Here is a 21,058-nt window from a genome sequence, read left to right on the forward strand (position 1 = left end):
CGGGGCCTCGACGTGAGCGTCCGGCAGCCACGTGTGGACCGGCACGATCGGGACCTTGACCGCGAAGCCGGCGAACATCGCGACGAACGCAGCGAGTTTGAGCGTGTCCGGTCCGACGCCGCCGAGCGAGCCGAGTTCGTCCCCACGCAGCGCCTGAGCGATCGCCGGCATGTCGAGGCTCGTGACCGAATCGCCGAGCCCGAACACCAGTGCGACGAACCCGATGAACATCACGAGCGTCGCGACGTTGGTGTAGACGAAGAACTTGATCGCGGCGTACTTCCGCCGGGGACCGCCCCAGACCCCGATCAGCATGTACATCGGGATCAATACGATCTCCCAGAAGACGAGCCACGCGAAGAAATCCAGCGCGACGAACACGCCGAGCAGGCCGGCTTCGAGGAACAGGACGAGGCCGTAGAACTGCGAGCGGCGCTCGTCGATCGGCGTCCACGCCGTCAGGATGGCGAGCGTCGTTAGTACTGTGGTGAGCACGACGAGCGGCATGCTGATCCCGTCGACGCCGACGTGCCAGTTGATCGCGTACGGACCCAGCGAGATCCACTGAACCATCGTCTCGTAGGCCAGCGTGCCGCCGTCGAGGAAGGCGTTGCCCGAGCCGTCGAACCCGAACCACATCAGGAAGCTCGTCACCAGCGGGAAGAGGCTCGCGACCAGCGCACCGACGGGTGCGTAGTCGTCCGGGAGGACGAACACGACCGCCGCGCCGAGCAGACAGAGCGCGAGCAGAATTTCGATGATCATTCAGAACCACCCTCCGAGCAGGCCGAAGATCACGAGGAGCGCGACCAGGCCCAAGGAGAGCAGCGCGGCGTAGTTCGTCACGATCCCGGTTTGAATCCGTTTGATCCGGCTGCCCGAGAACAGGCTCACGCTCGACACGCCGTTGACGGTGCCGTCGATGATGCCCTGATCGAACGTGTCGGCCGCGCGGGCGACCCGCGCGGTCGCGTCGGCCAGCCAGACCTGATACTCGTCTTGGTAGTAGTTGCTCATGAGAAGCGTCTTCGCGTTGCCGAGTCGGTCGGTGTGGTGGTCGGGATCGGAACCGCGGTAGAGCGCGAAAGCGAGGCCCGCGCCGGCGAGCGCCAGCCCGAGCGAGACGACCACGCCGAGCAGCACAGTCGTGGACTCGCCGCCGATGTAGCCGCTCGTGTAGCCGGTGAGGTCGCCGTAGTGGTGGGCGGTGACCCCCTCGAACCCGTGGTCGAGCCACTGGTGGAGGAAGTCGATCCCCTCGATCCCGAGGAGCTTCTGCACCGGCAGCATGTTGATGAAGCCGGCCACGACCGCCAGCACCCCGAGGACGACGAGGGGAGCCTTGACGCTCCAGCCGACCCCGTGTGGATTTCTGGCCGTGCCGCTGCGTGGCTCGCCGTGGAAGGTCAGCAACACCATCCGGAAGGTGTAGAAGGCGGTGATCGGCACCGCGAGCAGCCCCATCGCGTACGCACCGAGCAGGAGCGGGCTCGATCCGAGCCCGTGGATCAGCGCCTCGTAGAGCACCTCGTCCTTCGACCAGAAGCCCGCGAAGGGGAAGATGCCCGCGAGCGCGAGCGAGCCGGCGAGGAAGGTGTAGTAGGTCACGGGCATTCTGTCCTTGAGCCCGCCCATGTCCCACATGTTCTCGTTGTGGTGCATCGCGATGATGACCGAGCCGGCACCGAGGAACAGCAGCGCCTTGAAGAAGGCGTGGGTCATCAGGTGGAAGGTTGCGGCGACGTACCCCCCGGCACCGAGCGCGAGCATCATGTAGCCGTACTGTGAGATGGTCGAGTAGGCGAGCACCTGCTTGATCTCGCGCTTGACGACGCCCATCGTCGCCGCGAACAGCGCGGTGAAGCCACCGACGAACGCGATGATCGCGAGCACGGTGGGCAGCTGGGCGTAGAAGCCGTACATCCGCGCGACGAGGTAGACGCCGGCGGCGACCATCGTCGCGGCGTGGATCAGCGCCGACACGGGCGTCGGGCCCTCCATCGCGTCGGGGAGCCAGGTGTGCAGCGGGAACTGCGCGGACTTCCCGATCACGCCGCCGAGGATCAGGAGACCGAGGATCGCGAACCACGTCTCCGGTGCGAACCCGAACGTCGAGACCGCGCCCGCACCGCCACCGCCGAGCGCCGCCTCCGCGAGGCCGGGGAAGCTCTCTTCGCCGGCGAACGTCGCGCTCCCGAACGTCGCGAGCACGCCGACCACGCCGACGAGGAAGAAGTAATCGCCGAAGCGCGTGACGAGGAACGCTTTCTTCGCCGCACTCGGCGGCGCGTCCTCGCGGTACCAGTGACCGATCAGGAGCCACGAGCACAGCCCGACCATCTCGAAGAACATGAACGCCATGAACAGGTTGTCGGCGATCACGAACCCGAGCATGCTCGCGGTGAACAGGCCGAGGCCGGCGTAGTATCTCGGGAGTCCCGGCTCGCCCTCGTCGTTCATGTAGCCGAGGCTGAACACGTGGACGAGAAGCGCGACCAGCGAGACGATGATCAGCATGAGCGCCGCGAGCGGATCGATCAGGACCCCGAGGTGGAGGTCGATCCCCCCGGCGTCGACGAACGTGTAGAGCGCCTGATTGTAGGTGTTGCCGGCCGCGACGGAGAGGGCCATCCAGATCGAGAGCACGAGCGAGCCCGCGGTCGCGAGGATCCCCGCGAGCGCGCCCTTCTTCGGGAGGAATCGGCCCCCGAACAGCGCGATCACGAACGAGGCGAACGGCAGGAGCGCGATCGCCGGCGCGTAGTCGAATGCCGCCATCTTACCACCTCATGGTCGTCGCTTGAGTCACGTCCACGCCGCGGAAGTTGCGGTAGAGGACGAGGATGATGCCGATGCCGACCGCGACCTCCGCCGCGGCGAGCGCGATCGTAAAGAGGCTGAACACCTGGCCGGTGAGGTTCCCATGCTGGAAGGAAAAGGCGACGAGGTTGATGTTGCCGGCGGTGAGCATCAGCTCAACGCTCATCAAGAACAGCAGGGCGTTCTCCCGCGTCAGGATGCCGAACAGCCCGATACAGAACATCGCGGCCGAGAGCAGGAGGTAGTACTGAGCCGGAACCATCAGCGGTCCTCCTCGCCACGATCGCGGTCACGGCCACCGTCGGTACGGGTAGCGGTATCGTCGTCGGGAGTGTCGCTCGATCCGATTCGGAGCGCGCCCCCGATCCGACCGTCCTCCTCGGTCTTCGCGAGCATCACCGCGGCGGCGAGCGCCGCCACGAGCACGATGTCGATGATCTCGAAGGCGACGAGGAACGTCTCGCTCTCGTGGGTGCCGCCCTCCAAAGCGAACATCGCGTAGCCGATCGCGGCGGTGATCGAGCCGCCGCCGGTGAAGCCGGTCGGTTCGGGAAACGAGGCGGTCAGAAAGACGGCCGCGAACACGCCGAACAGCGCGAGCGCGATCAGTCCGGGCAGGAAGTTTCCGTCCGTTTTCAGGCGAGGGCGTGTCGTCATGTGGGGGTCTCCTTCGGGTCGTCGACCCGCGTGAGCATCACGGCGAAGGTGATCAGGATGAGTACCCCGCCGACGTACACGAGGATCTGCATCGCCGCGAGGAACTCCGCCTGGAGCATCACGTAGTGGACCGCGACGCTCAGCAGCGCCACTCCGAGCAACAGCGCGGAGTGCCACACGTCCTCCACGAGGACCACCCCGAGGCTGCTGGCCACGGTGACGAGTGCGAACAGCGCGAACGCAATCGCCTCGTACGGTAAGACTGCCATTGGGCACACTCGTGTGGGATGGTGTTTGAAGGTTTCGAGACCCGCGCGAGCGCTCGCCCGCGTGAACGGCAGGAAAACCCATCGTCTCGGACGGGCCACCATCTCAGCTCGATTCGACCGCCGTTTCGCGACGGGATCGCCGTCGCTACTGCCCGCTGGCGATCGACCGGAGCGCGTTCTCGATCGTCGCCAGGCGTTCGTTCTGGCCCGTAATTCCGTGGCGCTCGGCGACGTACTGCGGATCGTTGTACGCCACCCTGACCGCCCCGCCCTCGTCCTCGTAGATCAGTAGCTTCTGTGGAAGGTCGATCCCGGTGGTCCGGCTGGCCCGCATCAGCGGCGTTCCGAGCTGCGGGTTGCCGAAGATCAGCAGCGTCGTCGGTCGGAGATCCATTCCCACCGAGTCGGCGTTCGCGGCGTGATCGACGGTCGTCACGAGCGAGATCGCCTCGTTCGATTCGAGCGTGCTCTCGATGCGCGAGACGGTCGCTGCCACGCTCTCGCCACCGGAGACGGTCGCAAGACCGTTGCCGTCACCGAGAAGCGCACTGGGGTCGGCTCCGGAGCGGTCGACGTTCCCGCCGGCGATTGCCGCGAGGGCGTTCCCGATGGTCGAGAGGCGCTCGTCCTGATCGGTGATGTCGTGTCGTGCCGCGAGATACCCCGGACTGTTGTAGACCACGTTCGTTCGGCCGTCTTCGTCCTCGTAGACCAGCATCTTCTGCGGTAGGTCGATGCCGGCTGTTTGGCTCGCCTGCATCAGCGGCGTGCCGACGTTCGGGTTGCCGAAGATCAGCAGCGTCGTGGGCGGGAGCTCCATCCCGACCGAGGCGGCGTTCGCGGCGTGGTCGACGGTCGTCACGAGGGTCAGCCCCTTCTCCTCGATCCGCCCCTCGATTCGCTCGACGGTCGCCGGCACGCTCGCGTCGCTCTCGGCGGTCACGAGCCCATCGCCGCCATCGCCACTGTCGTCGCCGCCACCGCCTGTCCCGACGACGAACTGCTTCGCGATCGGGAGCACCTGATCCATCGAGCGCGCGGTGTTGAACGCGTCGGGTGACGGTCGCTGGAGGTTCAGGAGCTGGAAGTACGTCTGATGTTCGGCCTCGACGGAGTGGATGCTGAGTGCGGCCTTCAGCACGTCCTCGTCGTCGATCATCGGCGCGGCCCCGGCGTAGGCAGATACCCCCACCGCTTCGAGGCGGTCGGCGATCGCGACGAACTCCTCCATCGTCTCGTAGGGGAACTCGTATGCGGCGGGTTCGACGGGCGTCCCCCCAAGGTCCTCGATGGTCTCCGTGAGCGCCTCGACGTGGGCTCCCTCGTGATCCCGGACGTCCTCGATCTGCTGGTAGGTCGAGTAGCGTAGCGTCGGCCGCGCGAAGTACTGCGCCACCGCCGAGTTCTCGACCTCGCTTTCCGTATGATTCGCGAGGAACTCCTCGTAGAAGGCGTACTCCAGGTGTTCGAGTGCCAGCGCGTAGTTCAGGATCTCCACGTCGCCCGGAGTCGAGTCGGACTCGTCGCCGTTGGCCGCGGCTACGCCGCCGACGGCCGAAAGCGCGAGCGCTCCGCCACCGGCGAGCGCCGCATCACCCATGAACGTCCGGCGCGAGCGTCCACGCTCGCTCTCGTCCTGTCCGGTCGCTGGTTCGTCCATGCGGGTCGATCGTCCATTTGGACCAAAAAACTATGCCGGAATTGCGACCGATACGTCCAACGACCGTATCGAAGGTTCGACCGATTCTCGCTCGCGTTCGCTCGCTTCGAAACCGCTCACGACAAAAACGTGGATGAAAAAGGTCGCCCTCGCTTCGCTCGGGCGGTGAAACGGCTCGCTCACGGGCCTGCGGCCCGTTCGCATCGAGGCGCTTCACTTCGTTCGCGCCTCGCACTGCTCGCCGTACGTTTACTGGTAGTCCACTTCGCCTTCGCCTTCGCCGATCCACGCGCCGCGGTCGGGCTCCCTGGATTCGAGCGGATCGATGTCCTTGTACCACGGCACGTTCTTCAGCTGTTCTTTGTTGTACGCGAGGTCGTCCTTGGTGTCGCCGGTGAACTCGAAGTTCTGGGTCAGGAGGATCGCGTCGACGGGACAGACCTCCTCGCACAGCCGGCAGTAGATGCACTGGCCGATGTGGAGGTTGTACTGCTCGCCGTTTCGCTGTTCGTCCATCACGATCTGGATGGTGTCGTTGGGACAGACGTTCTCGCACTGTCGACACCAGATGCAGCGTTCCTGACTGAACTTGTGAACCCCGCGGAAGCGGGGGCTGACTTCGGGTGCGACGTCGGGGTACTCGACGGTGAACGTCGAGCCGTCGAGCGCGTGTTTCATCGTCGTCGCCATCGATTTGAGGAGTCCGATCATGGGTTGGTGAGTCTGTGGTGGTTGGTTCGAAGGTCGATCAGGCGATGAAGCCCACGATGATCGCCGTGAGCACGAGGTTCGCGAAGCTCATCACGAGCAGCCCCTTCCAGCCGATCTCGATGAGCTGATCGATCCGCACCCGCGGGATCGCCGAGCGGGCCCACTGGGTGAACAGGTAGACCGCGAGGATCTTGAGCAGCATCCAGACGATCCCCGGGAGCACCGGCCCCGCGGGACCGCCGAGGAACAGCGTCGCGACGATCGCGCCGCCGAGGAAGATGTGGAGGAACTCGCCGAGGTAGAGCAGCACGAAGTACGCGCCGGAGTACTCGGTCATGTACCCTGCCACCAGCTCGCCGGGCGCTTCGGGCGTGTCGAACGGGTTTCGGCCGACCTCCGCGAGGTTCGCGGTCAGGAACAGCACGAACGCGAACGGGTTGACAAACGCGAACCACGACGGGATCGAGACGCCGGCGATCGTTACGAGCGCCTCGGTCTGCATCGCGACGATCTCGCTCAGTCGGAGCGTGCCGGCGAAGACGACGACCGACGCCGCGGTCACTACAAGGGGAATCTCGTAGGCGATGTTCTGGGCGAGCGCGCGCAACCCACCCAAAAACGAGTACTTGTTGTTCGAGGCGTAGCCCGACATCAACAGACCGAGCGACGCGATCGACGCTGCCGCGAACACGAACACGAACCCGGTTTCGGGGTCCGCGAGCTGGAGACCGGTCCCCAGCGGGATCACGGCGAACCCCAAAAGCGCCGAGAACGGCACGAGGAACGGCGCGATGTCGAACGCCGGCCGGTCCACGCTGTCGGGGATGATGACCTCCTTCGAGAGCAGCCGGACGGCGTCGGCCACGATGATCAGCAGTCCGAACGGGCCGACCCGATTGACCGCGATCCGATCCGTGAACGCCGCCGTGATCTTTCGCTTGCCCCAGATCCCCCCGACCGCCGCGAACGTCAGAAAGATCACCGCGATCAGTGACGCACCGACGATCCCGAAGATGAACTGGAGGCCCGGGTCGGGGTTGGCACCGAACCCGAGAAGCTGACTCAGCGTCTCGGGGAACGTCTGGCCACCGCCAGCCGCGCCGCCCGCGGAGGCGTTCGTGGCGTTCGTCGCATTGGCTGCGCCGGTCGCGTTCGTTGCGTTCGCTCCGCCGGTGGCGTTCGTCGCGTTGGTGGCGTTCGTGCCGTTCGCCGCCTGGAACAGGACCTCGCTCGGGCTCATCTATCGACCTCGCCGAGCACGATGTCGAGGCTCGCGAGCGACGCGATCAGGTCGGGGATGTACTCGCCCTCCGCGAGTTCGGGTAGCGTTTGGAGGTTCGAAAAGCACGGGCTTCGGATCTTGAACCGGGCGGGCTTGTCGGTCCCATCCGAGCGGATGTAGATGCCGAGCTCGCCCTTCGCGCCCTCGACTGCCCGGTAGATCTCCGCGTCCTCGTCCGGCCGAAGCGTCCGGGGAACGTTCGATTGGATCTCGCGGTCGTCCTCGGGCCAGTCCTCGAGCAGGTCGACACACTGCTCGATGATCCGTGCGGACTGCTCGACCTCCTGCATTCGACAGAGCACGCGGGCGTAGTTGTCGCCCTCCTCGGCGGTCACGACGTCCCAGTCGAGCTCTGGGTAGTAGCCGTAGGGATCGTCGCGCCGGAGGTCGTAGTCGACCCCCGAGGCGCGGGCGACTGGCCCCGTCGCCCCGTACTGTTTGGCCGTCTCGGCGTCGAGCACGCCCGTGTCGACACACCGAAGCTGGAAGATCTCGTTCGAGGTGATCAGGTCGTGATACTCGTCGAGCTTCTCGGGGAGCCCGTCGAGGAAGTCCCGGGTCTTCTCGAAGAACTCCTCGCGCGGTTCGGGCAGGTCCCACGCCACCCCACCGAGCCGCATGTAGTTGAACATCAGCCGCTGGCCCGTGAGGTCCTCGAGGATGTTCTCGACGACTTCGCGGTCCCGGAACGCGTACATGAAGGTTGCGGTGAACTCGCCGTAGACGTCGAGCGCAAAGGTGCCGAGCGCGAGCATGTGCGCCGCGATCCGGCAGAGCTCCGCCGACATGGTCCGAATGACCTGGGCGTACTCGGGCACGTCGAGATCCGCGAGGTCCTCGGCGGTCCGGGCGTACGCCCACTCGTTCAGGATGCCCGCCGAGACGTAGTCCCACCGATCGGGGTAGGGCATGATCTCGTGGCGGTACTTCCCGTTCTGGGCCATCTGCTCCTCACAGCGGTGGAGGTAGCCGATGTCGGGATCGACGTGGGCGACCTGCTCGCCGCTCAACACCGTCTCGACGTGGAGCACGCCGTGGGTCGCGGGGTGGTGCGGCCCGATGTTGAGGAACATCGTGTCCGAGCCGTCCTCGCTGTGGTCGTCGGCGATCGGGTTGGCGTGGGATTCGAGCGTGACGACCTGAGGCTTGTCCTGATTGTAATCCAGCCCCATCGGGTGGCCCTGCCACGTCTCGGGCAACAGGATCCGTCGGAGGTCGGGGTGGTCGTCGTACTCGATCCCCACGAGGTCGTAGGCCTCGCGCTCGTGCCAGTCCGCTGTTCGATACACTGGCTCCGCGCTCTGGCTCACCGGGTTCTCCCGGGGGGTCGGCACGACGACCGAGACCTCCTGGGTGGGATCCTCGTACTTCTTCAGGTGGTAGATCGACTCGAAGCGGTCCTCGTACTCCTCGGCGGTGACGTTCGAACAGTGATCGAACCCCGCCTCGTCGCGCAGCGCGAACAGCGCGTCCTGGACCTCGTCAGGCCTGACGACGAACGCCTCGGCGTTGCGGTGGGTCTCCCGACCGATCACGGTGTCGCCGAGCAGATCGGCGAGCGCGTCGTAGTCGAGGCCGTCGTCGGTGACGCCCACAGTTTGGGTTCGATCGCTGGGTCGTTCCAGACTCATGGCGAATCGTTCCAGTTGTACCGCATCACGAGCGTGTCCTCGTCGATGTCGTCGGCGAGTTTCGTCACGAGCTCGTCACGTTCGAGGTCGCCGAACTCTTCGAGTTCGTAGGGTTTCACGGTCACCGGGGCGGTCTCGCCCTCACCGATCCGCTCCTGGAGCTTGGCGACGCCGTAAACCAGGGCCTCGGGTCGCGGCGGACAGCCGGGCACGTGGATGTCGACCGGGATGATCTCCTCGGCTCCCTTCACGACGTTGTACCCCTGCTGGAACGGCCCACCCGAGATGGTACACGACCCCATCGAGACGACGAACTTCGGCTCGGGCATCTGGTCGTACACCCGCTTCATCCGCGGGCCGAACTTCGAGACGATGGTGCCGGGGACGATGATGACGTCTGCCTGGCGCGGCGAAGCACGCGGCACGCCCGCGCCGAAGCGGTCGAGATCGTGTTTCACCGCGTAGGTGTGCATCATCTCGATCGAACAGCACGCGATCCCGAACTGGAGCATGAACATCGAGGAGCTCCGGACCCAGTTCATGAACGAATCGAACTTCGTGAGGACGAACGGCGAGGAGCCGAACGCCTCCCGGAGCTTGGAGTTGAACCGGTTGTCGGTGCCCTCGCCCATCCGGGACTCCTGGGTGGTCTGTGCGTCCGCCTCTGCGTTCGTGAGTTGGCTATCGCTGCTCATTATCGTGTCCGGGTGCCGCTCGACCGTTCGTTCCGAATCCACTGTACCGCGCCGTTACGCCACGCCCACGCGAGGCCGACGACGAGCACGCCGATGAACACCAGCATCGGGACGAGCGCCGGGACGAGTCCCGCACTCGACACGGCGTCGCGGTAGATGACCGTCCACGGGAAGATCAGGACGGTCTCGATGTCGAAGATCACGAACAGCAGCGCGACCATGTAGTACTGGATGTTGAACCGGATGCGGGTGCTGCCCGTCGGGACCTCGCCCGACTCGTACACGGCGGATTTCCCCTGCTCGGGCACGCTGGGTCGCAGCAGGCTCGATGCGACGATCATCGTCAGCGGGACGGCGATCCCGACCACCGCCAGCGCGCCGATAGCTATCCACGGATTCATGTGATTTCTGGCTCGTGTTCGGGCTTTGGAGCGCACTCACATAAGGGTTGATTCTTCCCACCCGGCAGGCCGCTAACCGGACTCGCCACTCCACGGCCCAGCCGACCGAATCGGCTCACTCGTCCTCCCGAAACGCCTCGACACCCCGGTCGTGGAGGTCACGCGAAACGCGCGCGACGTCGGCCGTGAGATCCTCGTGGTAATCGATCAGTCGGTCTTCCAGTTCGTCGTGCTCGCGCGCGAGCATCTGGATCGCCGACAGCCCCGCGTTGAACGACTTGCCCGCGTCGACCGCGACGATCGGCGCGCCCGTCGGCATCCCGATGACCGAGTCGACCGACTTCTCTTGGACCGGGACGCCGATCGTCGGAATCGGGTACGCGATCGAGGCGACCATGTTCGGGAGATCTGCGGACTTTCCGCCCGCACCCGCGATGATCACGTCGAGTCCGCGCTCGCGGGCGGTCTCAGCGTAGGTGTACATCAGCCCTGGCGTTCGGTGGGCCGAAACCACGTAGCTCTCGAACGTGAATCGATTTTCGGGCGGATCGTCGACATCCGTGACTTCGGCGAAGCCGAGATCGAAGAGCGCCTCGTACGCGCCGTACATCGTGTCGAGGTCCGAGTCCGACCCCATCACGATCCCCACGTCGGGAGTGGTTTCGTCAGGGCGATCGCGGTCGGCCTCGCGTCCGAGCGAAGCCACGAGGTCGGCGATTTCGGTGGCGGCAGTCGTCTCGGTCGTGGCGGTCGTCTCCGGTGTCTCAGTCATGAATCGAAGGTACAGCCGTCGCGGAGTTCGCGGGCGCGTGCGAGCAAGTCGTTCGTGTCGGTATCCGTCCCATCAGCGAGCGTGACATGCCCGAGTTTCCGGAGCGGGCGCGCCTCGTGTTTGCCGTACCAGTGGAGGCTCGCGCCTGGTTCGGCGAGCACTCGATCGACGCCAGCGAGTTCGGCGGGTCGTGGCTCGTCCACGTCGCCGAGGAGATTGGTCATCACCGTCCGTCCGCGGCGATCGGTCGCGCCGAGCGGCCAGCCGAGGACCGCGCGGACGTGCTGTTCGAACTGGGAGGTCAGCGCGCCCTCGATGGTCCAGTGCCCGGAGTTGTGCGGCCGTGGGGCGATCTCGTTGACCGAGATTTCACCATCCGCTTCGAACAGTTCGATCCCGAACACGCCCCGACCGTCCATCAGGTCGAGAACGTCCCGCGCGACTGCTTTCGCACGCTCGCGGACGGCATCCGAAACGCGCGCCGGGACGATCGTCTCGCGGAGAATCTCCTCCTCGTGGACGTTCTCGCCGGGCGTGAACGTCCGTCTGTCGTCCGCACCGCGGACGCCGATGACCGAGAGTTCGCGCTCGAACGGCACGAACGCCTCGACCATCGCTTCACCCTCGATCGCCTCGAAGGCGGTCTCGACGCCGCCCGGCGACTCGATCGGGACGTTCCCGCGGCCGTCGTACCCGCCACGACGGGCTTTCAACATCGCGGGATAGCCGAGCTCGTCGAGCGCGTCGTGGAGGTCGGCGACCGACTCGACCGCACGGAACGGCGGGACGGGAACGCCAGCTTCCTCCAAGCGGCGCTTCTGGACGAGTTTGTCCTGGATCGTTCGGAGCGTGCCGGGGGCGGGATGCACGGGCGTGTCGAACTCCTCGCTCACCCGTTCGAGCAGGTCTGGATCGGCGAGTTCGATCTCGTAGGTCAGGACGTCGGCGCGCTCTGCGAGCGCGGCGACGGCGTCGGGGTCGTCGAAGTCGCCGTGGAGCGCGTCGCGGACGACGGGTGCGGCCGGCGGGTCGGGGGTCGGATCGCTCACGACGACCTCGACCCCGAGCGGCGCGGCGGCCTCGCCGAGCATCCGGCCGAGCTGGCCGCCGCCGACCACCCCCAGCGTCGGGCCTGGCGCAGTCGGTTGCATGGTGGCTCGGTTTTCGACTCGGGGGGTTAAGGATTCCCTTCGCTCCCGGCGGTGGCGTTCGCGGGGAGCCGGCTCGGATCGATGAAGAAGGTCGTGTTCGTCTTCCCGGTGTCCCGCGTCCGCACCACGTAGCTCCGCGCCTCGTAGCCGTCGAGGCGTGCCGCGAGGAACTCGCGGTCGGTGGTCAGCCCGATCACCACGGGAGGCGGGCTCCCCGCGACCTTCCGCTCGAACGCCGAGGCGTTCCGCGCACACGAGACGTTCACGTCGTGGATCTCGGTGTACCACGGGATCGGAAGGAGGTTGAACCACTTCGTGCAGCCCGGCTCCCTCGCGCCCGGCCGCTCGGCGACGAGGAACTCGCCGTACACCAGCACGTCGGTTCCCTCGTTGGTCGCGCTCACCGCGGCCATGTCGCGGATGGCTGGGTCGAAATCGTCCGCGGGCTGGGCGTACTGGACGAGCTCGTTGTCGTCGGACTGGGGGTCGAGGTAGACGTCCTCGGCCGCGACGACCGCGATCTGTCCGACGACCACGAGGAGGACGGCCGCCACCACGGCGACCCCGGCTCGACTGTCGGCGACGAGCGCCGCGCGGCCCAGGTCGAAGAGCGAGCCGACCCCGACCGCCGCCGCCACCGCGAGCGGGACGATCGCGTGGATCGTCGACCACGGAGCCATGATGTCGGTGACGAGCGGGTAGCCGAGCACGCTGACCGCACCCCAGTAGAAACAAAAGGCGACGAGGTCGCGCGGACGGTCGCCGGTGTAGCGGTCGACGAGGAAGCCGACGACCGCGAGCACCACCAGCGCGCCGGACCCGCGCGCGAGGGTCGCGAGGTAGTCGCCGAGATAGGGGAGGTACGCGTGGTCCTGATGGCTCCCGGCCACCCACAGCGAATAGAAGGCGTCCCACGAGCCGAGGGTCGCCTCCCCCACCACCGCCGGGAGCGCCGTGGGGTCGGCGAGAAATGTGTCGAACCCCGGGTCGTCGGTGCCTCGTGGCGCGTAAAAGAAGACCACGACCGCGAGGAACTCGACCGCGCCGACGAGGAGATGTGGCGTCCACGTCCGAAGCGTCCGGCGAACCCACACGACGCGCCGTCGGAGCGCCGTCCGCCACGGCCGGCCGAACCCACGATTCAGGAACAGTCGGTGATCCGCGAGGAGGACGAGTGCGCCGAGCCACGTCACCAGAGTGATCACGACGTTCTCCTTGGTGGTGAACGCGAGCGCGAGCGTGAGGACACCTGCGTGGAACCAGCGCGCGCGGTGGGTGTCGATCGCCCGAACGAAAAAGGCGAGAGCGAACAGCGAGAAGACCGCGAGCGGGAGATCGCTCCGCATGAACCGCGAGTAGTAGAGCAACACCGGGTCGACGGCGAGGAAGACGGCGAGTGCGACCGTTTCGGTGTTTCGGAGTCGGTCGCGGAAGAGCAGTGCGACGAGCGGGAGCGCGGCTCCGAGGAGGGCGACGACGAGCCGCATCGTGACGTCGTTCGGGCCGAGGAGGTCGAAGAGAGGCGCGTTCACCTGGTGGAGGAACGGGCCGTGGATGATCGGGCGGTACTCGAACGTGCCCGTCTCGGCGTAGTTCAGGATCCAGTACCCGACTCGGGCCTCGTCCCAGTGGGCGATCCGGTCGCCGAGGAAGGCGAGCCGCGCGACCAAGCCAAGCGCGACGACGGCGACGACGGCGAGTGTGACCCGACCGCGGGACGCGTCGCCGCCTGTCGCCTCCATGTCCCATTCACGAACGGGCAGCGCATAGGAGCGTTTCGTTCGCGCGGTCGGCAGAGCTATCGCCGAACGGTAGCTCTTTCACGGGGGCTCGCCACCCGCCCACATGCACAGTCTCGGACTGGTCGTCGCCCAGTTCTACGGCGACCTCGCGACGGAGATGGAGGAGTACGCCCACGAGGCCGCGGCCGAGCGCGGGGCCGAGATCGCCGATACGGTCCCGGTGCCCGGCGCGTACGACGCGCCGCTCGCGGCCGACCGACTCGCGCGCCGGGAGTCGATCGCGGCGGTCGCGGTGCTCGGCGCGATCGTCTCGGGCGACACCGACCACGATCAGGTGATCGCCCGGTCGGCGGCGAAGGGCCTGACCGACGTGAGCCTCGATCGCGACAAACCCGTGACCTTCGGCGTGGTCGGTCCTGGCATGAGCAGCGCCGAGGCACGCGAGCGCGCCGACAAGGGTGCCGAAGCCGTCGAGACCGCCGTCGACATGGTGGAGGCACTCGCATGAGCGAGTTCGCCGCCCGTGTCGAACGCGTCGAACCGAGCGCGACGCTCGCGATCAGCAATCTTGCGGGGGAGCTCGAAGCCGACGGCGTCGACGTCGTCGACCTCAGTGTGGGCGAGCCCGACTTCCCGACACCCGAGAACATCGTCGAGGCCGGCAAGGACGCGATGGACGCCGGCCACACCGGGTACACTTCCTCCAACGGAATTCCCGAACTCAAGGAGGCGATCGCCGACAAGCTCGCTGACGACGGACTCGACTACGCTACCGACGAGATCATCGTCACGCCGGGCGGCAAGCAGGCGCTCTTCGAGACGTTCCAGACGCTGATCGACGACGGCGATGAAGTCTGTCTGCTCGATCCGGCGTGGGTCTCCTACGAGGCGATGGTGAAACTCGCCGGCGGATCGCTCTCGCGGGTCGATCTCACGCCGTACGACCTCCAGCTCGAACCCGCGCTCGACGATCTCGCCGCGGCGGTTTCGGACGACACCGAACTCCTCGTGGTGAACTCGCCGTCGAACCCGACCGGAGCCGTCTACTCCGACGCGGCGCTCGAAGGCGTTCGCGATCTCGCGGTCGAGCACGACATCACTACTATCTCCGACGAGATCTACAAGGAGATCACCTACGGCGTCGAACCGACGAGCCTCGGCACTCTGGAGGGGATGGCCGATCGAACGGTCACGATCAACGGGTTCTCGAAGGCGTACTCGATGACGGGCTGGCGGCTCGGCTATCTGGCTGCGCCCGAAGCGCTCGTCGGCCAGGCCGCGAAACTCCACTCCCACTCGGTCTCGTGTGCGACGAACTTCGTTCAGCACGCGGGCGTCGAGGCGCTCGAAAACACCGACCGGGCGGTCGCACAGATGACCGAGGCGTTCGAGGAGCGCCGTGACCTGCTGGCTGATCTACTGGCCGACCACGGCATCGAGGTCTCGAAGTCGGAAGGGGCGTTCTACATGATGGTTCCCGTGGATGAGGACGACCAACGGTGGTGTGAGGACGCACTCGAAGGCCCGAACGTGGCGACGACGCCCGGCAGCGCGTTCGGCACGCCAGGCTACGCCCGCTTCTCGTACGCCAACAGCCAGGAACGGCTGCGCGAGGCGGTCGACCGGCTGGCCGACGAAGGGCTCTTCTAAGCCGCCGAATCCCGTCGGGCCAGTTGGCCGACGGCCCGTCCGGGAACGGCCAGCACGACCGCTACCAGATAGTATGCCGCGAGCAAAAGACCGACGTTCAGCGGGAAGGTCGCTTCGAGCAACGTCGGGATCGGCAGCGTTCGTGCGACGAGGATGCTGACGATGATGCCGATCTCCGGAACGATGCCGAGGACATAACTGATGGCGGAGAAGCCAGTACCCTGTGTGACGATCACGGCTCCCGTCAGCACCAACTGAAGCCCAAGTAGTGCCGCAACGCTCCGGTGGGCGAACAGTCGGTGAACCGTGACCACGACGCGCGTCATACTGAATCATACGTTCGTGCGTTCAAAACAGTTACGCTCGCCGATACGAAACCAGTCAGTCGGCTTCAGCACTGTCGTCCTCGCTCTCGGGAAACGAGGGCGTGATCGGCCGACCGATGTGATTTCCAAAGAGCCACTCCGACCACCCGAGTTCGAGCACGCGACAGTCCCGGTTCTGGATCCGGCGGTCGCGGGTCTGGCTGTAGTTCAAGAGGGCGACGAACACGACGCCGCCGACGGTGTTGCCGAGCGTCGCAGGCGCGAGGAAGTGCGTGAGGAACGCCCACAGCGACTCCTCGCCGTTGAACACGACGTACAGAGTTTCGGCCGACCCGACGATGCAGTGGGCGAGCTCCGCGGCCCCCACGGCGTAGGCGAGCGCGAAGACGACCAGCACCCGGGCCGCGGTGTCGCGGGCAGCGTGGATCAGCCACACCATCCCGGCGATCAGCACGCCCGCGAACACCCCTTTCCAGAAGATATCGGCCCACGACAGCTCGAAGAAGTGGTGGCCGATCTCGCTGGCGGCCGCCGCTGCCTCCGGTGAGAGCACGCCCGTGTTGGCGAGCACGTACGCGCTCGCCGCCACCCCCAGAATGTTCGCCGCGAACACCACGCCCCAGATCCGGAGGAGTGCGGGGATCGAGGCGATCCGCGTGAGGACGAGGGTCACGGGCGTGAGCGTGTTCTCGGTGAACAGCTGGTAGCTCCCGAGTACGACGAACAGGAACCCCAACGGGTAGAGGAGATAGCCCGCCGCCGACGCCGAGCCGTCACCGCCGAGCAGCGCGGTCAGCGCGGCCACGCCCACGAAGGAGAGACTCATCGCGAACCCGGCCGCGAGCCCGCTCAGAAACAGCAGCCGCTTGTTCTGGCTGAACTCCTCGTCGGCGGTCGCCACCACCCGCTGGAAGATTTCGTCGGCCGAGAACCGATCCCGGACCGCGGAGCCGGCCGCCGGCGCGCCCCGTTCGGACTGATCGAGCGTCTCGCGCAGGTCGTCCCGAGAGGCCCCGCCGCCGTCAGGTGTCGCGCGCGAGACGTTCGAGAGATCGCCGGCGTCGACGAGCGCATCGAGCAGCGCGTCGAAGCTGTATCGGCCCTCGTAGCGCTCGCCGTCGATGAAAAACGTCGGCGCGCTGTTGACGCCGCTCTCGATCCCGCTCTCGAAGTCCGCACGGACCCGATCTTCGTGGTCGTTCTCGTCGAGTTCCCGGGCGAAGCGCTCGGTGTCGAGGTCGAGCGCGTCGGCGTGCGCTTCGAGGTCCTCGGCGGCGAGCGCGTCCTGATGCTCGTACAGACGATCGTACATCGGCCAGAACGCGTCCTGTGCAGCGGCGACCTCCGCGGCTTCGGCGGCCTGTTTCGCGTTGGGTCGCACCTCGGTCAGCGGGAAGTGGCGATAGACGTATTTGAGATCATCGTCGAGACGGTCCAGCAGCTGTTCGATGATCGGGTGGACGGTCGCACAGTTCGGGCACTCGAAGTCGCCGTACTGGACGAGCGTGACGGCGGCGTCGTCCGGGCCCCGCGTGTGGTCGTCCTCGGACACCGGCTCGGCGAGCCCCTGCGCCGCAGTGGACCCGTTCGTGTCTCGCCGGCTCATCGGTCGTGGTGGTCGACATCGGTCAGAACGGTGGAGTAGACACTACTGTTCATTTTCCAGTTCTCCGTTCCGGATCGATATGTGAATTTCGATCAGCCGCGCTCCTGGCGGATCCGATCGACGATCTGCCCGGTCGAGAGGAGCTCTCCTGCGTAGTTCGGCTCGCGTCCCGCTGCACGTTTCACCTCGCAGTCGATCCCGCGGTCGCCGAGCGCCGCCGCGATCGCGGCCTCGTCGTGGTGTTGGTCGTGGCCGAGCACGATCACGTCGGGATCGAGCGCCTCGATCGGCACGAAGATGTCCTCGCGGTCGCCGAGCACCGCGTTGTCGACCGGATCGAGCGCGGCGACCATCTCCCGACGCTGACGGTCCGCGAGGATCGGTTTGGCTTTGTGGGTGACGTTCTCTCGGCGGGCGAGAATTACGGCGAGTTCGTCACCCATCGCGGCCGCCTCGCGGAGGTAGTGGAGATGCCCGGGATGGAGGATGTCGAACGTCCCCTGAGCGACGACCGTGGTCGGATCGTCGCTCGGTTCGGAAGCACCGGCTTCCGATCGGGTTCGATCGTCGTCACTTCGCTCCGCTCCGCTCCGTCCTCCCCCACGTTCCCGGGTCATCGTAGTTCCTCGTCGATGTCGGCCTGGGTGAAGTCGAAGAACTCCTCGTCGTCGGGCAGGTCGACGTCGAGCACCGGGAGGTCACGCCGTTTCCCCTCGCGGTCGAACGCCCGCCAGTCGTGGTCGCGGTAGGGTGCGCCGAGGATGATGTGGACATCTCCTTTGCCGAACGTGGCGAGATCGGCGTCGCTCGGCCGGAGCACGCCGTTGGGATGGGAGTGGATCGACCCGGCGGCGCGCATGTCGTTCGGGACGAGGCTCGTCTTGACGGTGGCGCTCACGGGGTTCGACTCGGTTGCCGGGACCACGAGCACGTCGGTCACGACGGTCCCCGATCTGTCGAGTCCGAGGTCGGCCGCGTCCTCGCCACGGAGCAGGCCCATGTACTCGTTCGGGTGGCTCTCCTCGGCGGCCGAGCGGGCGAACGCGAGGGTGTCGGCGGCGATCCCGACGACCTCGCTCGACCCGAAAAAGCCCATGATCGAACACCGACCGGCGACCATCTAAGCGTTCCGACCGAGGAGCGGTGCGATTTGCCAATTCTTAAACCCGGTCGCGGCAAACGCCGGTCAAGAATGTCTACGCCCTCCGAAACGGACGATCGAAGCGACGCCGCCGACGCCGGCCGCGTCCCGACCGTCTACGACCTCGCATCCGAATGCACCGCCGATGCCGTCGAGACCGGCGCACGCTACCACGCGACCGTCAACGGCGTCGTGGAGTACGGCGTGTTCGTCGACATCGCCGACGACGTCTCGGGGCTCGTCCACGAATCGAACCTCGGCGACGAGTACGCGGTCGGCGACGACCTCGTCGTTCGCCTCGACGAGATCAGACCGAACGGCGACCTCGGCTTCGACGAGGCCACGATCGACGACTATCGTACTGTGGCCGTCGAGTACGAGCCCGAGGTGACGGCCGCCGACGATCTCGACGGGACGATCGGCGAGAGCGTGACCCTCGAGGGCGAGGTCGTCGGGATCGAGCAAACGGGGGGGCCGACGGTGTTCTCGCTCCGCGACGCGTCGGGCGTCGTCGACTGTGCAGCGTTCGAGGCCGCCGGCGTCCGGGCGTACCCCGAAATCGAGGTCGATGACCTCGTGCGAATCGAAGGGACGCCGGAGCGCCGCGAGGGCGCGATCCAGGTCGAAGTCGACGGACTCACGGCGTTCGACGACGCCGCCGATCTCCGCGAACGGCTCGACGACGCGCTCGACGAGCGGGCGGCGGCCCGCGACGTCACGCCGCTGATCGAGTGGGACGCACTCGAAAAGTTGTGGAACGATCTGGAGGACGTCGCGGCCCGGCTGCGCCGCGCGGTCCTCGAAAACCGGCCGATCCGCATCCGCCACCACGCCGACGGTGACGGCATGTGTGCGTCGATCCCGGTCCAGCTCGCGCTCTCACGGTTCATCGAGGAGGTCCACGGCGACGACTCGGCGGCGCGTCACCTCGTGAAGCGATCACCGAGCAAGGCCCCCTTCTACGAGATGGAGGACGTTACTCGTGACTTGAACTTCGCGCTCGGCGACCGCGACCGCCACGGCCAGCGCCTCCCGCTCGTGGCGATGCTCGACAACGGATCGACCGAAGAGGACGTCCCGGCCTACGAGGCGCTCGCCCAGTACGACATCCCGATCGTGGCGGTCGACCACCACCATCCCGATCCCGATGCCGTCGAGGGGCTGCTCGAAGAACACGTCAACCCCTACCTCCGCGGCGAGGACTACGGCGTAACTACTGGAATGCTCTGCGTCGAGGTCGCGCGGATGATCCACCCCGAGATCACCGACGAACTCCGCCACGTGCCGGCGGTCGCGGGGCTCACCGACCGCTCGGAGGCCGACGCGATGAGTGAGTACCTCGCGCTCGCAGAGGAGGAGGGGTACGACGAGGCGGATCTCCAGGCGATCGGCGACGCGCTCGATTACGCCGCCCACTGGCTGCGCTACAGTTCGGGCGACGCGCTGATGACCGACGTGCTCGGCGTCGACGCTGCCGACGAGGAGCGCCACCGCGATCTCGTCGACCATCTCTCCGAGCGGGCCGACCGCGACACCGACCGCCAGCTCGACGCCGCCATGCCTCACGTCGAGACCGAATCGCTCGACAACGGTGCACAGCTGAACCGGATCGACGTCGAGCGTTACGCCCGCCGCTTCACCTACCCCGCGCCAGGCAAGACGACGGGCGCGATCCACGACCGGAAGGTCGCCGAAACCGACGATCCTGTGATCACCGTGGGCTACGGCCCCGACTTCGCCGTTCTCCGGAGCGACGGCGTGCGCCTCGACATCCCACAGATGGTCGAGGAGCTCGAAGACGAGGTCACGGGCGGCGGCGTGAGCGGCGGCGGCCACCTCGTGGTCGGATCGATCAAGTTCGTGAAGGGGATGCGCGAAGACGTTCTCGACGCGCTCGAAGCCAAGATGGGCGACGCCGAGATCGACGAGGAACTCGGCAGCGCGTCGGTCGCCGGCTTCGAGGACTGAATCGCTCGAACTCAAATCAGGCAAACATATTATCGCAGCAATATGCTATCGAATACAATCGCAATCTCTAAGTGCGGCCGGTTCTAGACCTTCAGTACGGTCTTCGAGAGAAGACTTGATTTCCGGGTCTCCCGCAGGAGACCCACATTCCAACATCATGAGCGTAGCGTAAAGATTCCACAAAAGCGAGCGAAAGAGCTTCACAAGATCAAACTAGAAGGGACTCCGTCTACGAGGTGTTCTACCCCCTCTTCTTGCGAGAGAACTTTTGCAGAGTATTTTGAATTCAACCGATCGTAATCTTCATATCCAGATGGAGGCCCCTCTAAACAGAGTATTATATCGTCCCCAGACAGATGGTACCGATCATTAGATTCATTGAATAGTTTGATACACCCGTTTCGCTGCTGTGCGTACAAACATGCGTAGTCGAATAGATCAAGGGTAGATAGTTTGCTTTTCGCAATGCTACCTCGTTCTATATAAACCGTCGGGTCAGGGCGCAACACATCTCTGCGAAAATTGCTTGTTCGATGGGGAACAATCTTCGACAAATCTTCGCCTTCGTAGACACTT

The 21,058-nt window shown here is 66.1% G+C and carries 21 protein-coding genes and 1 pseudogene; 3 read left to right on the plus strand and 19 right to left on the minus strand.

Annotation, left to right across the window (positions count from 1 at the left end):
- The 15 genes and pseudogenes from TX76_RS16390 to TX76_RS16455 all read right to left on the minus strand — a co-directional run.
- Positions 1-765, minus strand: a 765-nt coding sequence (locus tag TX76_RS16390; RefSeq protein ID WP_267462375.1) for a complex I subunit 4 family protein, incomplete at its 3' end; no start/stop codon positions are given.
- A complete protein-coding gene (gene nuoL / locus TX76_RS16395; RefSeq protein ID WP_049904003.1) occupies positions 766-2,778 on the minus strand; it encodes an NADH-quinone oxidoreductase subunit L in 2,013 nt (670 codons plus the stop codon).
- Between the two features lies 1 nt (position 2,779).
- Positions 2,780-3,082, minus strand: a complete 303-nt coding sequence (nuoK, locus tag TX76_RS16400) for an NADH-quinone oxidoreductase subunit NuoK (RefSeq protein ID WP_049904005.1) — start codon at positions 3,080-3,082, stop codon at positions 2,780-2,782.
- Entirely contained in the window at positions 3,082-3,477 is a 396-nt protein-coding gene (locus tag TX76_RS16405; RefSeq protein ID WP_049904008.1) for an NADH-quinone oxidoreductase subunit J, read from the minus strand. The genes nuoK and TX76_RS16405 overlap by 1 nt, the downstream gene beginning before the upstream one ends.
- Positions 3,474-3,746, minus strand: coding sequence for an NADH-quinone oxidoreductase subunit J (locus TX76_RS16410; RefSeq protein ID WP_049904009.1), 273 nt, complete (start codon positions 3,744-3,746; stop codon positions 3,474-3,476). The genes TX76_RS16405 and TX76_RS16410 overlap by 4 nt, the downstream gene beginning before the upstream one ends.
- Before the next feature lie 145 nt (positions 3,747-3,891).
- Positions 3,892-4,689 (minus strand): DUF302 domain-containing protein, encoded by a 798-nt coding sequence (locus TX76_RS18600; protein WP_324185990.1) that lies wholly within the window; start codon positions 4,687-4,689, stop codon positions 3,892-3,894.
- A 45-nt stretch (positions 4,690-4,734) separates the two neighbouring features.
- Positions 4,735-5,406: pseudogene (locus TX76_RS18605) on the minus strand (ferritin-like domain-containing protein); the annotation flags it as partial.
- A gap of 249 nt (positions 5,407-5,655) precedes the next feature.
- Positions 5,656-6,117 carry a NuoI/complex I 23 kDa subunit family protein gene (locus TX76_RS16420; protein ID WP_049904011.1) on the minus strand — a complete coding sequence of 154 codons (462 nt, stop codon included), beginning with the start codon at positions 6,115-6,117 and terminating at the stop codon, positions 5,656-5,658.
- A 37-nt stretch (positions 6,118-6,154) separates the two neighbouring features.
- Positions 6,155-7,357 carry a complex I subunit 1/NuoH family protein gene (locus TX76_RS16425; protein ID WP_049904013.1) on the minus strand — a complete coding sequence of 401 codons (1,203 nt, stop codon included), beginning with the start codon at positions 7,355-7,357 and terminating at the stop codon, positions 6,155-6,157.
- The gene (locus tag TX76_RS16430) at positions 7,354-9,030 is read right to left on the minus strand and encodes an NADH-quinone oxidoreductase subunit D (RefSeq protein ID WP_049904014.1); all 1,677 of its coding nucleotides are present in this window, start codon (positions 9,028-9,030) and stop codon (positions 7,354-7,356) included. The genes TX76_RS16425 and TX76_RS16430 overlap by 4 nt, the downstream gene beginning before the upstream one ends.
- The gene (locus tag TX76_RS16435; RefSeq protein ID WP_049904015.1) at positions 9,027-9,725 is read right to left on the minus strand and encodes an NADH-quinone oxidoreductase subunit B; all 699 of its coding nucleotides are present in this window, start codon (positions 9,723-9,725) and stop codon (positions 9,027-9,029) included. The genes TX76_RS16430 and TX76_RS16435 overlap by 4 nt, the downstream gene beginning before the upstream one ends.
- Complete coding sequence (locus TX76_RS16440; RefSeq protein ID WP_049904017.1) at positions 9,725-10,126, minus strand: NADH-quinone oxidoreductase subunit A; 402 nt, start codon at positions 10,124-10,126, stop codon at positions 9,725-9,727. The genes TX76_RS16435 and TX76_RS16440 overlap by 1 nt, the downstream gene beginning before the upstream one ends.
- Positions 10,127-10,241: 115 nt before the next feature.
- Positions 10,242-10,898, minus strand: coding sequence for a 5-(carboxyamino)imidazole ribonucleotide mutase (purE, locus tag TX76_RS16445; protein WP_049904019.1), 657 nt, complete (start codon positions 10,896-10,898; stop codon positions 10,242-10,244).
- On the minus strand, positions 10,895-12,049 hold the full coding sequence (locus TX76_RS16450) for a 5-(carboxyamino)imidazole ribonucleotide synthase (protein WP_049904022.1): 1,155 nt from the start codon (positions 12,047-12,049) through the stop codon (positions 10,895-10,897). The genes purE and TX76_RS16450 overlap by 4 nt, the downstream gene beginning before the upstream one ends.
- A gap of 26 nt (positions 12,050-12,075) precedes the next feature.
- Entirely contained in the window at positions 12,076-13,791 is a 1,716-nt protein-coding gene (locus TX76_RS16455; RefSeq protein ID WP_049904023.1) for a flippase activity-associated protein Agl23, read from the minus strand.
- A gap of 103 nt (positions 13,792-13,894) precedes the next feature.
- On the opposite strand from TX76_RS16455, the gene ribH reads away from it, so the two are divergent.
- Both ribH and TX76_RS16465 read left to right on the plus strand, forming a co-directional pair.
- Positions 13,895-14,299, plus strand: coding sequence for a 6,7-dimethyl-8-ribityllumazine synthase (gene ribH, locus TX76_RS16460; protein ID WP_049904025.1), 405 nt, complete (start codon positions 13,895-13,897; stop codon positions 14,297-14,299).
- Positions 14,296-15,441, plus strand: coding sequence for a pyridoxal phosphate-dependent aminotransferase (locus TX76_RS16465; RefSeq protein WP_049904027.1), 1,146 nt, complete (start codon positions 14,296-14,298; stop codon positions 15,439-15,441). The genes ribH and TX76_RS16465 overlap by 4 nt, the downstream gene beginning before the upstream one ends.
- Here TX76_RS16465 and TX76_RS16470 read toward each other — a convergent pair.
- From TX76_RS16470 to TX76_RS16485, 4 genes are all read right to left on the minus strand, one after another.
- On the minus strand, positions 15,438-15,767 hold the full coding sequence (locus TX76_RS16470; RefSeq protein ID WP_049904030.1) for a hypothetical protein: 330 nt from the start codon (positions 15,765-15,767) through the stop codon (positions 15,438-15,440). The two genes, TX76_RS16465 and TX76_RS16470, sit on opposite strands and share 4 nt — an antisense overlap.
- Positions 15,768-15,822: 55 nt before the next feature.
- On the minus strand, positions 15,823-17,373 hold the full coding sequence (locus TX76_RS17330) for a formate/nitrite transporter family protein (RefSeq protein ID WP_079890879.1): 1,551 nt from the start codon (positions 17,371-17,373) through the stop codon (positions 15,823-15,825).
- 92 nt (positions 17,374-17,465) lie between these two features.
- Complete coding sequence (locus TX76_RS16480) at positions 17,466-17,990, minus strand: adenylyltransferase/cytidyltransferase family protein (protein ID WP_079890880.1); 525 nt, start codon at positions 17,988-17,990, stop codon at positions 17,466-17,468.
- Positions 17,987-18,469 carry a Mov34/MPN/PAD-1 family protein gene (locus TX76_RS16485; RefSeq protein ID WP_049904037.1) on the minus strand — a complete coding sequence of 161 codons (483 nt, stop codon included), beginning with the start codon at positions 18,467-18,469 and terminating at the stop codon, positions 17,987-17,989. Before TX76_RS16485 ends, TX76_RS16480 begins: the two co-directional genes overlap by 4 nt.
- Before the next feature lie 96 nt (positions 18,470-18,565).
- Between TX76_RS16485 and TX76_RS16490 the strand changes: the two genes are divergently transcribed.
- Positions 18,566-20,482 (plus strand): DHH family phosphoesterase, encoded by a 1,917-nt coding sequence (locus TX76_RS16490; protein ID WP_049904032.1) that lies wholly within the window; start codon positions 18,566-18,568, stop codon positions 20,480-20,482.
- Positions 20,483-21,058: the final 576 nt, after the last annotated feature.

It is taken from the genome of Halococcus agarilyticus (genome assembly GCF_000334895.1).
Classification (GTDB): domain Archaea; phylum Halobacteriota; class Halobacteria; order Halobacteriales; family Halococcaceae; genus Halococcus; species Halococcus agarilyticus.

Excerpts from the sequence above, each read along its gene's own strand:
- nuoL (WP_049904003.1), bottom strand. The coding sequence starts at position 2,778 with ATGGCGGCATTCGACTACGCGCCGGCGATCGCGCTCCTGCCGTTCGCC.
- nuoK (WP_049904005.1), bottom strand. The coding sequence starts at position 3,082 with ATGGTTCCGGCTCAGTACTACCTCCTGCTCTCGGCCGCGATGTTCTGT.
- TX76_RS16405 (WP_049904008.1), bottom strand. The coding sequence starts at position 3,477 with ATGACGACACGCCCTCGCCTGAAAACGGACGGAAACTTCCTGCCCGGA.
- TX76_RS16410 (WP_049904009.1), bottom strand. The coding sequence starts at position 3,746 with ATGGCAGTCTTACCGTACGAGGCGATTGCGTTCGCGCTGTTCGCACTC.
- TX76_RS16420 (WP_049904011.1), bottom strand. The coding sequence starts at position 6,117 with ATGATCGGACTCCTCAAATCGATGGCGACGACGATGAAACACGCGCTC.
- TX76_RS16425 (WP_049904013.1), bottom strand. The coding sequence starts at position 7,357 with ATGAGCCCGAGCGAGGTCCTGTTCCAGGCGGCGAACGGCACGAACGCC.
- TX76_RS16430 (WP_049904014.1), bottom strand. The coding sequence starts at position 9,030 with ATGAGTCTGGAACGACCCAGCGATCGAACCCAAACTGTGGGCGTCACC.
- TX76_RS16435 (WP_049904015.1), bottom strand. The coding sequence starts at position 9,725 with ATGAGCAGCGATAGCCAACTCACGAACGCAGAGGCGGACGCACAGACC.
- TX76_RS16440 (WP_049904017.1), bottom strand. The coding sequence starts at position 10,126 with ATGAATCCGTGGATAGCTATCGGCGCGCTGGCGGTGGTCGGGATCGCC.
- purE (WP_049904019.1), bottom strand. The coding sequence starts at position 10,898 with ATGACTGAGACACCGGAGACGACCGCCACGACCGAGACGACTGCCGCC.
- TX76_RS16450 (WP_049904022.1), bottom strand. The coding sequence starts at position 12,049 with ATGCAACCGACTGCGCCAGGCCCGACGCTGGGGGTGGTCGGCGGCGGC.
- TX76_RS16455 (WP_049904023.1), bottom strand. The coding sequence starts at position 13,791 with ATGGAGGCGACAGGCGGCGACGCGTCCCGCGGTCGGGTCACACTCGCC.
- ribH (WP_049904025.1), top strand. The coding sequence starts at position 13,895 with ATGCACAGTCTCGGACTGGTCGTCGCCCAGTTCTACGGCGACCTCGCG.
- TX76_RS16465 (WP_049904027.1), top strand. The coding sequence starts at position 14,296 with ATGAGCGAGTTCGCCGCCCGTGTCGAACGCGTCGAACCGAGCGCGACG.
- TX76_RS16470 (WP_049904030.1), bottom strand. The coding sequence starts at position 15,767 with ATGACGCGCGTCGTGGTCACGGTTCACCGACTGTTCGCCCACCGGAGC.
- TX76_RS17330 (WP_079890879.1), bottom strand. The coding sequence starts at position 17,373 with ATGAGCCGGCGAGACACGAACGGGTCCACTGCGGCGCAGGGGCTCGCC.
- TX76_RS16480 (WP_079890880.1), bottom strand. The coding sequence starts at position 17,990 with ATGACCCGGGAACGTGGGGGAGGACGGAGCGGAGCGGAGCGAAGTGAC.
- TX76_RS16485 (WP_049904037.1), bottom strand. The coding sequence starts at position 18,469 with ATGGGCTTTTTCGGGTCGAGCGAGGTCGTCGGGATCGCCGCCGACACC.
- TX76_RS16490 (WP_049904032.1), top strand. The coding sequence starts at position 18,566 with ATGTCTACGCCCTCCGAAACGGACGATCGAAGCGACGCCGCCGACGCC.